This window comes from Aquibacillus albus, from assembly GCF_016908325.1.
Lineage (GTDB): Bacteria > Bacillota > Bacilli > Bacillales > Amphibacillaceae > Aquibacillus_A > Aquibacillus_A albus.
In genome coordinates, this window is record NZ_JAFBDR010000019.1 from 28,851 (window position 1) to 43,671 (window position 14,821).

Below are 14,821 nucleotides of genomic sequence, written 5' to 3' on the forward strand. Positions count from 1 at the left end.
TTTTTTAGAGAATATTGTGCATCCATATATTTTATACCTACGCAAAGCAGACGTTGTTTAGACTATTCTTTTTGAACACCAAATCGGGCATTAATTTCACCACGCAGTAGCTCCTTGCGATACCGCCTTTCTTCTTTCCGTTTCGCCTTTAACATTTCTTGTCTTATTTCGTAGGTTTGAACCCCTTCTTCACGTTTATTTGCAATATCAATTAACTGTTCCACGTCAGAAAATGAATATTTTCTATTTCCTTTTGGTGATCTTTCTGGAAAAATTAATTTCCTTTCTTCATAATAGCGTATTTGCCTCTCTGACAAACCTGTTAATTCACTGACTACTCCAATCGTAATGACTTTTCTTTCTTTATAAGAAGGATTATCAGCCAATTTTCTTCACCACCGTTTTAAATTTTGTCTAACCACTCGACGTTTGGTTGAAAGTGGTAATCGTCATAAAAAGTAAAATTACATATGTTTCATTATACATCGAATACGAAAACAACTATATGATTGTGTTAGATTATCTAACACATAACATCTAACACAAGTAAAAAACATTGTAAAAAACGCTCACAGATTACATGCATTCGAATAAAATTTTTCATACAATGAATACATGAGAAAGGAGAGATCCACATGTCATACTTAAGAAAAGCTGTTAATCAACAAAAAAGCCTTTTAATTAAAAAACTAATTCAAGCAGGTGCCTATCAACCTACTGATCATTCCATATATGAAAAAACAATCACAGAACTAGTTGATGAATATAAAAAAAGTAAAGCAAGTAAACAAAATAATGCAGTCTAAAAAATTTGAAGGGAGTCAGCAAAAGAAATGGAAAAAGAGGCTATTGATTTAGCAAAAAAACTTGTAGAACTGGACCTTTTAAGAGATGAACTTTGGGAAAGCCTTGCTGCCATTGCAGGAGATAAAGCGCATGAATTATTACGAGTCGTTCAAAATAGTTAGGCGTGCAAATATGTACCTCAGCTTGTAGAGAAGCCCTAGGGTTTCTCTACAATTTTTTTAAAGGCTATTGTCGTATTTTTTGTTTTTTCATTACACAGTTGACACATAATGCGACATAACTGCTATCGTGACTATTCCCATCCTATATAAGATGAGTGCTAATCTAAGCTGCGGAAAAACACTCGCTTTCCATGGGGAACGCTTCAGCCTCCTCACGAGCAAAAAGCGCTCGCTGCGGGGTCTTCAGACTGTTCCTTTCCCATAGGAGTCTCGCATTTTTCCGCAGCTTAGATTACTATTATGGGGAAAAATGTCTGACTTCTATTTATATATATCACTTTACAGCGGAGGAAATACACGAAGACTCCTGCGGGAGGAATGGCATCGGTGAGACCCCGCAGAGCGAAAGCTCGAGGAGGCTCACCAGCCGCCCGCGGAAAGCGAAGTGTATTTCCGCAGCGGTATTCAAGCACTCTCAAATTGTTGCGCAGGATAACATTCTTGCATTCATATCAGTGTTACTGCCTCTTTCCTACTTTTTTAGTGCAAATCTGCACTCTATTTTTCTATAGCAGTAACAGCACACCCTCCTTTTCTAACGAATAAGCTATATTAAATTCATTCATAGTATGGAGTGGTATTTATGGATTTGCCTTCAATACTGTCTGGACCGATTGTTCGAAGGACGGAAGCCTCTCACGTACACCTATGGATAGCGACGAGTGAAGACTATTCAATGGATGCAGCATTATACGATGTTGACAATGCTTATCGAATGATAGATTCAGAGACGGAAACCGAAACGATAGAATTAGGTAAAAAACTATTTATTCATTTAGTAAAAATCATGCCTGTTCAGGAAGAATTGCCGACCAACCGATTAATTGGTTACAATCTTTTTTTTAGAAAAGAGTCAACTACTATTGATCTAAATCAACTTGGTTTATTGTCAAAGCAAAACCCACATGCAATCATTTATGGTGATTTTAAATATCCTACATTTTACATGAATACGAGAAATGCAAACAACGTTCTTTATGGTTCTTGCCGTAAACCACAAAGTTACGGAGATGATGCACTTGTTGGTGCAGATTTAATTATCGAAGAGAGTCAGGATGATATTTGTAATCGACCAAGCTCACTTTTTCTCATGGGTAACCAAATTTACGCTGATGATATACCTGTTCCACTGCGTACCTTTATTATGGAGTTAGGAAAAGAGTTAATAGGTAAGGATGAAAAACTTGAGAGATTAGATACTCGACTAAAAATGAACTCCAAATTATCATTTTTAAATGAATTATCCGGAAGACAATATATGATCAAACAACTCGCTCAGTTTACACCAAATCATGGAGCCAACCATCTTATTACCCTCGGTGAATATGCAGCCATGTATTTACTATCGTTTGGACCTCAGCTTTGGGATTTAGCGGAGAGTTACGGTGTTTTTGATACTTTTAATACGGATATGCAAGACGATTATTTTGTTGCAATTCCAGACCAGCCAAATAAAAAAGCGCTCGAAAAGGAGCTTAACCAAAATCGAATGGAATATATAGAACAAGCGACGAACATTTATCAATTTCAACAAGATTTATATCGAATCCGTCGTCTCCTTGCTAATACCCCTACCTATATGATTTTTGACGACCATGATATTACAGGTGATTGGAACTTAACAAGCGAATGGAAAACAGCCGTCCGAAATGCCCCACTCGGTAAACACATAGTAGCTAATGGATTAGCAGCTTATTGGGCTTTTCAAGGCTGGGGAAATAACCCAAATGCATTCGATACGTTGTTTAAAGCAACGATGCAAAATTATATGCAAGCTTTTTCAATCGAGTCAGACTCCTATCAAGATTGGGTCGACATGTTATGGAATTTTAATGATTGGCAATTTGTTGCACCAACCTACCCAAAAGCTATCTTTCTTGATACACGTACAATGAGATCAAACGCCATCAATGTAAGCGCTACCAAAGAAGAGGAAGTTCAACGTTCTCAGTTAAAGAACACAGAAGGATGGAAAAAAGCTTCTGCATTACTAAAAAACAGTGGCTGGAAACACCAAAGTCCATTAATTGTTGTTTCTCCAAGACCACTTTACGGTAATGACTTGATTGAAGCTACCTTATACAATTTTTTTAATCCATTACGCTTTCTCGGAATCAAAAGGCAGCGTATGCTTGATTTAAAAGCTCGGAAATATAATAGAGATGAGTTTCATACATTCTACCGATGGTTAGCAGAGTGTAATCCAAGTCATTGCTTTATTTTGTCAGGGGATAGTCATTATGCAGCAGCTCTTAAATCTACAGTTGAATATAATGAAGGAAAGAATTTAAAGCTATATCAATTTACAAGCAGTCGATTAACTGATATCTGTTCCGTCACTTCAGATTCCTTCTTAACTAAAGCAGTTCATTTCATTAAAAATAGAATGCAGAAACGAATTTTCCGTTATTGTGATAATCAAAACAACCTAGTGATAGAGGACAAAGGTGCGCCGTGCCCTCCAACGTATAGGTGGCGAGAAACGATTCGATATCTGTCTACAGAAAATGGGAAGATGATAGATACAGAAAATAATGTAGGAATGCTAATACTAGATTCTCAATCCGTTCAGAACGTTTTGGTCAAGTATTATGGACTTCATAAGCAAATGATACCCTATGAAAAATTGAATTTAATCGACTAACCATCATTGGCTATACTATTAAAAAAAGAACCTCACCATCCAGCTTGGCATTGGCGAGGTTCTTTTGTGATGCATGTTTTATTATTGTTGGACACGATGGAGCTTAGCAAATGTACCATCTTTTTGAATTAATTCTTCATGCGTTCCCTGTTCTTCTATTCCTTGATCGGTTACGACAATAATTCGATCAGCATTTTTGATTGTAGCAAGGCGATGAGCGATAATTAACGTCGTTCTATTCCTAGCAAGTTCATTTAATGCCTGTTGTATCACCAATTCTGTTTCGGTATCTAAGGCAGAAGTTGCCTCATCTAAAATTAAAATCGGTGGATTTTTCAAAAACATCCGAGCAATTGCTATTCGCTGTTTTTGTCCTCCAGATAACTTCAATCCACGCTCCCCCACCTCGGTCTCATATCCTTTTGGCAGAGAGTCAATGAAAGCTTCTAAATGAGCCTTTTTAGCTGCATCCTGTATTTCTTGATCCGTTGCGTCTCGTTTCCCATAAGCGATGTTTTCACGTAGCGTCCCGGTAAATAGGAACACATCTTGTTGAACGATTCCGATTTGGTGACGCAACGATTGCTTTGTCATATCCCGAATGTCCAGCCCATCTATTGTTATTGCACCATCATTCACATCATAGAATCTAGGTATTAATGAACAAATCGTTGTTTTACCCGCACCAGACGGACCTACAAATGCAATGGTTTCTCCCGCATCTATATGCAGATTAATATCCTTTAATACCGTTTGATGGTTTTCATAGCCGAATGTTACGTGATGAAAATCAATATCGCCACGAAGATTTTTCACCTTGATCGCGTTCTCTTGGTCAACAACCTCGGGCTCTGTATCAATTAACTCCGTAAATCGTTTGAAGCCGGCCATCCCTTTCGGATACATTTCCATCAGTGCACTAATTTTATCAATCGGTTTAAAAAGAACATTGACATATAAAACAAAACCGACTAATTCTCCATAGGAAAGCTGATTATTAAAGCTAAGCCAAGCACCAAGTACCAACACCACTAACACAATTAGTCTAGTCATCATATAGATTCCTGATAAACCATAAGACATTACTTTATAAGAACTAATCTTTGCATGTCGAAAGTTTTGGTTGTCCTTCGTAAACCTTGCAATTTCATAATCCTCATTCGTAAATGATTGAACAACTCGTACACCGGATACACTATCCTCTACTCGCGCATTGACATCACCAATTTCCCGATACATACGCTTCCAAGCATTATTCATCCGAATGTTACAAAAGTAAATAAGCCAAACTAAAAAGGGAACAGCCAATAAAATAACAAGCGCTAATTTGACGTTAATCGTAAACATGATCCAGAACGCACCGATAAACGTCATGCATGCGATAAACAAATCCTCAGGACCATGGTGTGCTAACTCACCAATATCAAATAAGTCATTGGTAATCCGACTCATAATATGCCCTGTTTTTGTATTATCGAAAAAGCGAAACGACTGTTTTTGAACATGCTTAAATAACTGTTGCCGCATATCGGTTTCGATATTAATGCCGAGCTTATGGCCCCAATAGTTGACAATATACTGTAAAAATGTACTGAGAATATATAATAGCAGAAGTGCTACACTGACAGTAGCAATCATAGACCAGTTGTTCGTTGGAAGCAGGTCATCTATAAACCATTGGACAGCCAATGGAAAAGCGAGCTCCAAAATAGCAACGACTACTGCACAGCTAAAATCCAAGATAAATAATCTTTTATGAGGTAAATAATAGGAATAAAATCGACGAATCAATGCAGGCACTTCCCTTTCACACTTGGTACAAAAATTCTAAATACATAATCGGATTATAAATCGAATCCTTACGATAAGCAATTTTATCGCTCTCTCTTCTCAAAATACGCATATTTTTCATCTAGATACAAATAATAGAATGAATGAATTGGAGGAGGGATATGATGGATGTACAAAGAGCACAAGAAATTATTGAATCACCAAAAATGATCAACGTACTTTATGAGGAAACGCCTATTTACATTCAGCACGTTGATGAGGATGCATCTACAGCTCGCGTCTTTCCTGTTGACGAGCCACAAAATGAAAGAAACGTGCCTTTAGATAGCTTGCGAGAAGCTTAATTATGCAATAGAGATCTTTCTCAGTACGAGAAGATCTCTTTTCCTATCTACAAGCATTAATTTATTCAATAATGGTTTGATGGAGGAAAACAAGAATGACAGATACGATTAAAGATTTATTCATTGTCCTAGGAAGGATTGTAACTATTTTACCATTGATGTTGATGCTGACACTATATATGGGGAAAAGGGCAATTGGTGAACTTCCGGTCTTTGACTTCCTAATCATCTTGACACTAGGTGCCGTAGTCGGCGCGGATATAGCAGACCCCAGTATCGACCATCTACCTACAGCCTTTGCAATTGTTATAATTGCGATACTACAGAGACTGGTTGCATCATGGAAGATAGCCAATCGAAAATTCGGCCGATTACTTACGTTTGAACCAATGGTTGTTGTGAAGGATGGGAAGTTTTTACATGCTAATTTAAAAAAGAGTCGCTATTCGATTGACAATATCTTGCAGATGCTACGTTTAAAAGATGTATTTGACCTGAATGATGTTGAACTTGCTATTATTGAAGCTAATGGATCTTTAAGCGTGTACAAAAAAGAAGCAAAACAAACAGTCACTATAGAAGATATGGGGATTGCAAAGAAATCTACTAGTTTAGCTTTCCCAGTCGTAGTGGAAGGAAAGCTATATTCGGATGTACTTCAACAATTTAACGTCGACGATCAATGGCTTCATCAGCAATTATCTTCTCTAGGTATCGATAATATTAATGACGTGTTTTATGCTTCTATCAATAACAAGCTAGAACTCCATCTAACAAGAAAACAAGAACAGATCCAGAACATCCCAATTGTCCACCATTAGAACGCACCAAGAAAACGGATAACCGCTGGACCTAACAAAACAATAAAAATACAAGGAAAGATAAACAAAATGAGAGGAAAAAGCATCTTTATCGGTGCTTTCATTGCAGCCTCCTCTGCTCTTTGCTTTCTTCTTTCTCGTATTTCACTCGACTGAACACGCATTATTTGAACCATCCCAATCCCAAGCTGTTCAGCTTGAATGATACTACCGATGAGTGCCCGAACATCGTCAAGTACTAACCGATTACGTACACCATTCAGTGCCTCTCGCCTTGTTTTTCCTAATCGCATTTCTTCTAAACAACGTTGAAACTCATTTGATAGTACGCCTTCTTTTTTTGCCACAACTTTACTCAAAGCCGAATCAAAACCTAAACCAGCTTCAATACTTACCGTTACCAAGTCTAAAAAATCAGGTAATTCTTTTAATGCCTGATTATTTCGCTCTGCAATTTTCTTTTTTATTAAAATCATTGGTAGGTATCTTGCAATTACGATACTTCCTAATAAAAATAATAAAAACACACCAGTATTTAATCGTCCAAACAACGCCCAAACAACTACCAAGCCAGGTAATAAGAGAAATAATGCTAATTGGATAAACCGGTACTCAACAGGAGTCAATCCAAAAGGACTGCCGGCTTGAAGTAATTTTAATTCAATCGCTGCTATTTGTTCTTCGGATACATTTTTTTGATAGTTTTTCTTTAACCTTTTCCATACTGGCTGAATGATTCGATTGGAAAACGATTGCTTCTCTTCGTCTTGTGACATTGTCTCCTTATTGACATGAAGCACGGCATTCACACGGCTTTCAAGCTGCTGCCTCTTTTCTGATTTAAAAGCAAACAGCCCATAGATCAGTAATAAAAGACTCAGTGTATACGTTATAATTATCATCCTGATTACACCTCGATCGTCGTTACTTTCTTTATGAAAATAAAACCTAGTAGGCTAGAAATACTGGCAGCAACCATCAAAATAATGCCAAATGGATGCTCAAATAAGACACCAATATAGTTTGGCTCAATTATATATAACATAAATCCTAGAATCACTGGTAATAGACCGACAATAAGACCAGATAATCGCCCTTGAGCAGTCAATGTACTAATTTGACCTTGGATTTTAATTCTTGCCCGAATCGTTTCTACAATTTTCTCTAAAACGGTTGCCAAGTTCCCCCCGACCTGCCTTTGAATAATAATTGCTTGAATCATTAAATCTAAATCCTCACTTGGCATCCGATCCTTCCAACGATTTAACGAATCTTCTACACTTGCGCCGTATTGCATTTCGCGCAATACCATTTCTACCTCTTCTTTCATTGGGGAAGCAGCTTCCTCCATCACAGATTTTAGTCCTTGTTGAAAGCTAAACCCTGCTCTTAATCCGCCAATCAGTGTTGTTATCATTTCCGGCAAGGCATCGTTAAACGCCTTTAAACGATCCCTTTGTTTTTTTAGAAGGATAAACTTCGGAACGAAATACCCAATCATAGCCCCGACTGGTAGGAGAAAAATACGTTCAAACAGCAGATAAAACAAACCCGCACACAATGACACCGCAATCCACTGAAACATAATGTATTCCTCTGGCTTTAGTGGCAAGCCTGCTCGATTTAATGCAGCCTCGAGCTTTACATTTTTTTCTTTTGTTAAAACCTTTTTTCGGATTTGTTTTTTTGTAAAGGTAAATGAAAATTTAGGCTTTTCTTGCTTTTTCTGCTGTTTCTCATCTTGTTTTGCATCCATAAGGTATCGATTTACTCGATCTTGAACCTTGTTTGATTTTAACAATAACCGCTTCAATATCGCATAAAAAAATAAAAAGGAGGAAAGCAGCACCATAGCTATTACAATTTCTTTCACTGTTCCCACTCTCCAGCTCTTAAGAAGACACTCATCGGGATATCGATACCTGAGCTTTCCAATCGATCAAAAAACTTTGGACGAACACCTGTTGGAACTAATTCACCCATTACTTTGCCTTGTTCATCCAGCCCCTTTTGTTCAAAAGTAAAGATATCCTGAAGTACAACGACATCTCCTTCTAATCCTTGTACTTCTGTTATACTGACAATTTTTCGTGATCCATCCTTTAGCCTTGATTGTTGAATAATCACATCAATCGCGCCTGAAATCTGCTCTCTAATCGCTTTTACTGGCAGCTCGACACCAGCTAATAAAACCATTGTTTCTAACCTGGAAATCATATCCCGTGGACTATTCGAGTGCCCTGTTGCCAGTGATCCATCATGGCCAGTATTCATCGCTTGCAGCATATCCAACGCCTCTGCACCACGCACCTCACCAATGACAACACGATCTGGGCGCATTCGTAACGAATTACGCACAAGGTCACGAATCGTAATCGCACCCTTCCCCTCAATATTGGGCGGCCTTGATTCCAGTGATACGACATGCTCTTGTCCTAATTGTAATTCGGCAGCATCTTCAATCGTTACAATTCGCTCATCATTTGGAATGAAGTTAGACAAAACGTTTAAACTAGTTGTTTTTCCAGAACCCGTACCACCACTTACAAAAATGTTAAGTCTTGCTTTGACACAGGCATCTAAAAAAACAGCCATCTCATTCGTTAATGTACCAAATGTAATTAAGTCTTCTATTTGAAAGGGGTCCTTCGAAAATTTTCGAATGGTTATCGTAGGACCATTTAAGGCAAGTGGAGGAATAATCGCATTTACCCTTGATCCATCCGGTAAACGTGCATCCACCATTGGACTACTTTCATCAATCCGCCTTCCAATTGGAGCAACAATCTTTTCAATCACACTCATCACATGTTCATTATCTCGAAAGCTAATATCCGTTAAGATTATTTTTCCTTTCCGCTCACAATACACTTGGTCCGGACCATTGACCATCACCTCCGAAACATCTTCATCTAATAACAAAGGGTTTATCGGACCAAATCCCGTTAGATCATTGATTAGCTCTTCTACCACTTTCTTTCGGTCAACGGAACCCTTGAATTCATCCTCTTCCTTTAAAATATCCATAGCCATTTGCTCTATCTCTGGAACAATTTCTTCGACCTCTTGACCCTTTTTCATTGCTTGTAAAATTTGTTGGTGCAGCACCTGTTTAAAGGCCTGTTGCTTTTCGTTCTTTTTTTTCGGTTTCGCAGCTTTATGGATGGTTTCTGTCTTTTGAATTCGCGTAGTGCTCTGCTGTTTGGAAGGCTGATAAACCGCGGCTTTCGTTCCCTGAGGCTCTTGTTCCTTTTGCTCCGCCTGGTCATTTGTCTTATTTTGGATGCGACTCAACAAACTCATTAGCCATTCACCCCTTTCCCTTTAAACGGAAGTAAATGTGACAATACAGATTTTTTGTTTTTCATTGTTTCTATCGAAGCATGTGTGTTGGAGGCTATACCTTCTGCCATTTTAAAAATGGATTTAGACAAATCAGAACTGGCTTGACTTAACACAAAAGGGAGTCCTAAATTCAGAGATTGAGAAGCCAATTTAAAATTATTTGGGATAAAAAATGCGTGATGCTCGCCAAGCATTTCCGGTACATCTTTGGCTTCCATTAAGCTTTCCATTGTATAACGATTGACAACTAAAGACACTTTATCTCTAATCCCTAATTCACGAAAGGTTTCCAGCATTAACTTCGTATTTTTTAAGGCAGTCATTTCCAAATTGGTAACTAACAAAATTTTGTCCGCTTGCTCTAATAGGTCAATCGATTGTTCTTGAATACCGATCCCATTGTCAACAATCAAATAATCTTGTTGCGCTTTTAATAGATGGATGATTTTCATGACAGCTTCACTCGTAACAAGGTCTGCATATTCAGGTTTTTCCGGGGCCGCTAATATGTTCACACCTGTAGCATGTTCTGTTAAAAAATCTTGTATAGAAGTATGATCTATTTGATTCAATTCCTCTATCACGTCCTTGATTGTAAAAGAAGGGTGCAAGTCTAATGCCAGGGCTACATCACCAAACTGAAAATCCGCATCCATTAATGCCACATCTAAATTATTCTTATTTAACGCTACGGCCAGGTTAACAGACAAAAGGGTTTTTCCTATGCCACCCTTTGCACTACAGACAGCAACGACCTTCGCAGCACTTGACTTCTTGGCATCTTCCATATGTGCCATAGCAGCTTCTCTCCTTTATTCCTCTTCTGTTGGCAGAATACTAGAGTGTAAAGTAAAGTGAATCAACCCTTCTTCTGATGCATGGATCAACGCTTTCGCATCATCCGGCTTTAACTCTAATGTGACTGAGCTATATTCTACATATCCTTCATCTTCCCCAGCTGTTGTTTCCGTTAATTTTCGTCCAACTGCTAGTACACGTACCTTAGATAGAAGCTGTTCCGTTTCAACCGAATCATCCTCTAATATTTTAGAATGGATAACATCTACATAATCCTCGGGGTCTATTAAATTAGAAACAGATTGCACGATATTAACTCCTACAGAAACTGCTCGAAAACCATCTTTAATTTTTCGAGAAACAACCTTTTCTTCTGCTTCATCAGCTTGGACTCGGTGAGCTAAAATAACTTCCCCCTTCTCGATAGCAGCTGTTGCAATTTTCCCTTCCACATCCTCTAGAGAGGTTAATGTTGTTGGATGTACATCTTTCTTAGTCACTTCAGTCAGTTCAACGAGCTCCACTGACATCTGCTGATTTTGCCGGATTGCTTCCTTTGCTACAACTACTTTTGTAACATCTGGTGCAGATGCTCCTTTTGTTTCGTTTTGTTGCAAATAATTGATAAATAAAAAGGTAGTGAAAATGGCCATAACAAGGGACAATAATAAAATTACTCGTGATTTCATTTTTTCACCTACTCTGTTAATCGAATACTGTATGCACCACGATCTACTGCATTTGTATCTTCAAATCCTGTATCGGTGCGCTTGATAAACATTCCTGTAATCGATGTATCGTTATTTTGCATCCGTTCTAGTATATAAAAGTAAGCAAACCCAGTTATCTGCACTTGCTTCATTTGATTCGAATCCTGATTGTATGGCTGATAAACAGGGACAAGCAAAATTCTTCTGCAATCCCGTTGATCAGGGTCATCACAGCTATCAACTAATTCATCGACTACCTTTTTTGTCTTACCAGCAATATTACCTGTCTGCGTATCAACAATATCGCCAACTTTTAGTTCTTCTTGAAATCCATGACGTAGATTATCTTCATAAGTAGCAGCACCAGGGCCTTCTAAAGCTAAGATGCCAAAATTACCAGTGTCGACGTCGTCTGAATCTACTTTTAACTCGTAATTAACCCCATACTCTAGTGATATCGATTCATTAATACCTAATGGAGCAGCACCGACGACTCTACCCATTTTTCCTAAACTTGCTGTCGCTTGAGCACTAACGTTAATTGTTTCAAATCCTAGCAAACTAGAAAACGCAAGCTCTACAGGCTCGTCAAGGTCAACCGATACCTGTTCGTTCAAGGTGACATTGATGTTTGATAAAGCAGCTGATTCTCGGTGGAAAGCTATAATTGCATCGACTATTTCTTCTACTTCCGTTTCATCTTCATCTGTTAATTCCTGTGCTCCTGATAACGCTGCAGCATTTGCTACCTTTTGCAGGTGGGACTTCGTCATATAAAGCATACCGCCATCAATGATTAAACCCGTGAACGTTAATAAAGCCATAAACGATATGGAGACAAGTACTAGCACATTTCCTTGTTCCTTCTTAAAAAATTTTTTTATCTTCTTCATTACTACCCCTCTCATTCTATTCGTATCGTAGAATCGACTTGGAGCAGAATTTCATCAGGTAGGAATGTACTTACAACGGGAATGAATGGATCTACAGGATAGGTAAGGGAAACCGTTACATATTCACCAGGCTTGCGCATCTCTTCAGAAGGGGAAATGGCCACTTCTAGCTCCGAACGATCTCCAGCACTAAAATTATTACGGGCAAACTGTTCCATTTCAGGATCTCCCTTACTAAAACTGCCGAGCCGAACCGTTTCCTGTGCAGTAAAATGTAACGTGGAATAGGTGTAAATCATTCTACCAATATCAAATACACCAACAAGGATGATGAGTAGCATTGGAATTACAAGGGACATTTCTACTAATGCTTGTCCTTTTTCCTCGCGCATCATAAGAATTGAACCCCATTTACAAAAAACGCCATCATCGTACCACCCGCAATCGCCACTCCATACGGGTATGTTGCCTGAAGACTTTCCTGACTCGGAAATATTTTAACTCCATATTTCATGCCACATAAGGAGTAAACAAGTACTCTCATTCTCTGAAAAGCACCTCGCCTGAACAACATAATAGCTAACCCAATAGCAGCCCCAATGATTGCCATATACACTGCTGCAGCAAGGACAAATGATACACCCTTGATTGCACCAATTACTGCTAAAAGCTTTACATCCCCAGCACCCATGCCGCCCATCAAATATGGAATCAAAAGAATGGCAAATCCAGTTAGAAGCCCTAGTAAACTATGACCTAACCCTGAAAAGCCACCTGTAAAAAAGTGAAAAAGGAGGGCAAGGACAAGAGATGGAAAAATGACATGGTTATATATTTTTCTAGACTTTAGGTCTGTTATGACACAGGTCAATAGAATGATAAATAACAAGATGTTGATTAGCATTGGTTTGCCCTCCTATTTATTAATTTAATTATTAACCAGACTCTTCACCGCTAGGATTCTTAATCATATCTACAACATCTTGGAACTTGGCAGTTATTTCTTCTCCAAGCGTAATTAAAATTGCCACCACGCCAATTGCAATTACACCTAACACCAACGCATATTCTGTCATCCCTTGACCTTCTTCTTCTAACAACAATGCTTTAAATTTGTTTAACATGAAAATCTCCCCTTTTCTTATTTAAATTGAATAACATGACCAACCATCGTTTCCGTTTGCTTTGCTACACCCTCAGGAAGCTCAATGACGGCAACTGACCGCTTCTGTCGCTTACCAATTTTTCCCGGCTGCAAAGCCTCATCCATTGCCACAATTTCATTTTTTTCATTAAGGTATAAGATATCGATGGCATAATTCATAAAAAATGTGTGAATGGACTGGCAGGGTTTAATCAGTAATCCAGAGCCTGAGTCCAACGCTTTTGTAAACATTAATCCGATTAACCTTTCCCAAAAAGTGTCTGCCTCGCGAAGGTTAGTCGCTAACGTTTGTCCATTACTCAGGTTAACTAATTCCAATCTCTCACCTCCATTAAATAAAATTAACCCCGCCTTCACCGAAAGCGGGGTTGTTGTTCGTAGTTATATTTGCTATAAAGAAGTTGGTCGTTTTTCTAGTTGAATGGACGATCCCTTATAGAAAAAACTACACCCTGATCTTTCGGTAACTGGCTGGCATAGTGTTCCATACACTGAAGCCCCTATAGCTTTGCGTCACTGGCTTTCACCAGCTTTGCCTTTATCGAGAATCAGTTATTTACTTTTCCGACTGATCTCTTGTAACCATGATAATGGATGCAGTAGATAACGAGAACCCAACAATAAGCTCAATTATTTTGACATAAAAAAGGGAAATTTGATGGATATAGGACAATTACCATCATTATCTGGATATTTAAGCCTATCATTTCTCGTATTCACCTGTCATTCACTTGTAATTTTTTCCATAATTTTCATGAAATTGACCTAGTTATTTTTTTGAAAAAAGTATGTAATCTTAAAAATATGACATGTTTTTCAATCACCTTACATTTCATACACCGACAAATGACATAAAGCGTCTTACGAAAGCAAATCATTTAGTCCTATACTAACGTTATTTGTTATAGTTAATTAGAAGGAGGCAACAACATGAAGATCTCAATTACACAACCAGCTGCCAAGTGGTATATCGATGAAATGGATTTAAAGGAAGGAGATTTCGTCCGCTTCTTTGTTCGTTATGGAGGGCACGGTGGTGTACACAAAGGTTTTTCTCTTGCATTATCCAATGACCAACCGAATGATCCAGCAATGCAAACAGAAGCTCTGGGAATTACGTTTTATGTAGAAAACTCGGATATTTGGTACTTTGATGGAATGGATTTTCATATGAAATACAGCAGAAAATTTGATGAAGTGGAATATGTGATAGAGTAATTTTTAGGATGGTATAGGCTCGAGGTAGTCTATACCTTTTTTTATGAGAGATACAGATTTGCAC

Annotated in this window: 18 protein-coding genes and 1 riboswitch; of the genes, 6 read left to right on the forward strand and 12 right to left on the reverse strand. The window is 38.2% G+C overall.

Annotated elements, in window-relative coordinates:
- Positions 1-62: 62 nt before the first annotated feature.
- The gene (locus JOC48_RS15255) at positions 63-386 is read right to left on the reverse strand and encodes a MerR family transcriptional regulator (RefSeq protein WP_204501117.1); all 324 of its coding nucleotides are present in this window, start codon (positions 384-386) and stop codon (positions 63-65) included.
- Positions 387-635: 249 nt separating this feature from the next.
- Between JOC48_RS15255 and JOC48_RS15260 the strand changes: the two genes are divergently transcribed.
- The 3 genes from JOC48_RS15260 to JOC48_RS15265 all read left to right on the forward strand — a co-directional run bounded on the left by JOC48_RS15260 (position 636) and on the right by JOC48_RS15265 (position 3,672).
- Entirely contained in the window at positions 636-806 is a 171-nt protein-coding gene (locus JOC48_RS15260) for a Fur-regulated basic protein FbpA (RefSeq protein WP_204501118.1), read from the forward strand.
- Between the two features lie 27 nt (positions 807-833).
- The gene (locus JOC48_RS21555; protein WP_275580750.1) at positions 834-968 is read left to right on the forward strand and encodes a hypothetical protein; all 135 of its coding nucleotides are present in this window, start codon (positions 834-836) and stop codon (positions 966-968) included.
- A gap of 643 nt (positions 969-1,611) precedes the next feature.
- Positions 1,612-3,672: a metallophosphoesterase family protein gene (locus tag JOC48_RS15265; RefSeq protein ID WP_204501121.1), complete on the forward strand. Its 2,061-nt coding sequence runs from the start codon at positions 1,612-1,614 to the stop codon at positions 3,670-3,672.
- 81 nt (positions 3,673-3,753) lie between these two features.
- Here JOC48_RS15265 and JOC48_RS15270 read toward each other — a convergent pair whose 3' ends face one another.
- The gene (locus tag JOC48_RS15270; RefSeq protein WP_204501123.1) at positions 3,754-5,463 is read right to left on the reverse strand and encodes an ABC transporter ATP-binding protein; all 1,710 of its coding nucleotides are present in this window, start codon (positions 5,461-5,463) and stop codon (positions 3,754-3,756) included.
- A 164-nt stretch (positions 5,464-5,627) separates the two neighbouring features.
- Here JOC48_RS15270 and JOC48_RS15275 point away from each other — a divergent pair, with 164 nt between their 5' ends.
- Both JOC48_RS15275 and JOC48_RS15280 read left to right on the forward strand, forming a co-directional pair.
- Entirely contained in the window at positions 5,628-5,807 is a 180-nt protein-coding gene (locus JOC48_RS15275) for an H-type small acid-soluble spore protein (RefSeq protein WP_204501125.1), read from the forward strand.
- A 95-nt stretch (positions 5,808-5,902) separates the two neighbouring features.
- Positions 5,903-6,628, forward strand: coding sequence for a DUF421 domain-containing protein (locus tag JOC48_RS15280; RefSeq protein ID WP_204501127.1), 726 nt, complete (start codon positions 5,903-5,905; stop codon positions 6,626-6,628).
- Here JOC48_RS15280 and JOC48_RS15285 read toward each other — a convergent pair.
- From JOC48_RS15285 to JOC48_RS15330, 10 genes are read right to left on the reverse strand one after another with little or no spacing between them, the layout of a single operon-like run.
- The gene (locus tag JOC48_RS15285; protein ID WP_239584409.1) at positions 6,625-7,530 is read right to left on the reverse strand and encodes a type II secretion system F family protein; all 906 of its coding nucleotides are present in this window, start codon (positions 7,528-7,530) and stop codon (positions 6,625-6,627) included. The genes JOC48_RS15280 and JOC48_RS15285 overlap by 4 nt on opposite strands.
- A gap of 5 nt (positions 7,531-7,535) precedes the next feature.
- A complete protein-coding gene (locus tag JOC48_RS15290) occupies positions 7,536-8,501 on the reverse strand; it encodes a type II secretion system F family protein (protein WP_204501129.1) in 966 nt (321 codons plus the stop codon).
- Complete coding sequence (locus JOC48_RS15295; protein WP_204501132.1) at positions 8,498-9,931, reverse strand: TadA family conjugal transfer-associated ATPase; 1,434 nt, start codon at positions 9,929-9,931, stop codon at positions 8,498-8,500. The genes JOC48_RS15290 and JOC48_RS15295 overlap by 4 nt, the downstream gene beginning before the upstream one ends.
- Positions 9,931-10,770: a CpaE/TadZ family protein gene (locus JOC48_RS15300; protein ID WP_204501135.1), complete on the reverse strand. Its 840-nt coding sequence runs from the start codon at positions 10,768-10,770 to the stop codon at positions 9,931-9,933. The genes JOC48_RS15295 and JOC48_RS15300 overlap by 1 nt, the downstream gene beginning before the upstream one ends.
- Before the next feature lie 15 nt (positions 10,771-10,785).
- A complete protein-coding gene (cpaB, locus tag JOC48_RS15305; protein ID WP_204501138.1) occupies positions 10,786-11,460 on the reverse strand; it encodes a Flp pilus assembly protein CpaB in 675 nt (224 codons plus the stop codon).
- An 8-nt stretch (positions 11,461-11,468) separates the two neighbouring features.
- Positions 11,469-12,374, reverse strand: coding sequence for a pilus assembly protein TadG-related protein (locus JOC48_RS15310; protein WP_239584410.1), 906 nt, complete (start codon positions 12,372-12,374; stop codon positions 11,469-11,471).
- Between the two features lie 11 nt (positions 12,375-12,385).
- Entirely contained in the window at positions 12,386-12,769 is a 384-nt protein-coding gene (locus JOC48_RS15315; protein WP_204501142.1) for a TadE family protein, read from the reverse strand.
- The gene (locus JOC48_RS15320; protein WP_204501145.1) at positions 12,766-13,278 is read right to left on the reverse strand and encodes an A24 family peptidase; all 513 of its coding nucleotides are present in this window, start codon (positions 13,276-13,278) and stop codon (positions 12,766-12,768) included. The genes JOC48_RS15315 and JOC48_RS15320 overlap by 4 nt, the downstream gene beginning before the upstream one ends.
- A gap of 31 nt (positions 13,279-13,309) precedes the next feature.
- Positions 13,310-13,498, reverse strand: a complete 189-nt coding sequence (locus JOC48_RS15325) for a Flp family type IVb pilin (RefSeq protein WP_204501147.1) — start codon at positions 13,496-13,498, stop codon at positions 13,310-13,312.
- A gap of 17 nt (positions 13,499-13,515) precedes the next feature.
- Positions 13,516-13,857 (reverse strand): DUF192 domain-containing protein, encoded by a 342-nt coding sequence (locus tag JOC48_RS15330; protein ID WP_204501150.1) that lies wholly within the window; start codon positions 13,855-13,857, stop codon positions 13,516-13,518.
- Between the two features lie 141 nt (positions 13,858-13,998).
- Positions 13,999-14,086, reverse strand: a riboswitch (cyclic di-GMP riboswitch).
- 383 nt (positions 14,087-14,469) lie between these two features.
- Here JOC48_RS15330 and JOC48_RS15335 point away from each other — a divergent pair.
- Complete coding sequence (locus JOC48_RS15335) at positions 14,470-14,757, forward strand: HesB/YadR/YfhF family protein (RefSeq protein ID WP_204501152.1); 288 nt, start codon at positions 14,470-14,472, stop codon at positions 14,755-14,757.
- The last annotated feature ends 64 nt before the right edge of the window (positions 14,758-14,821 follow it).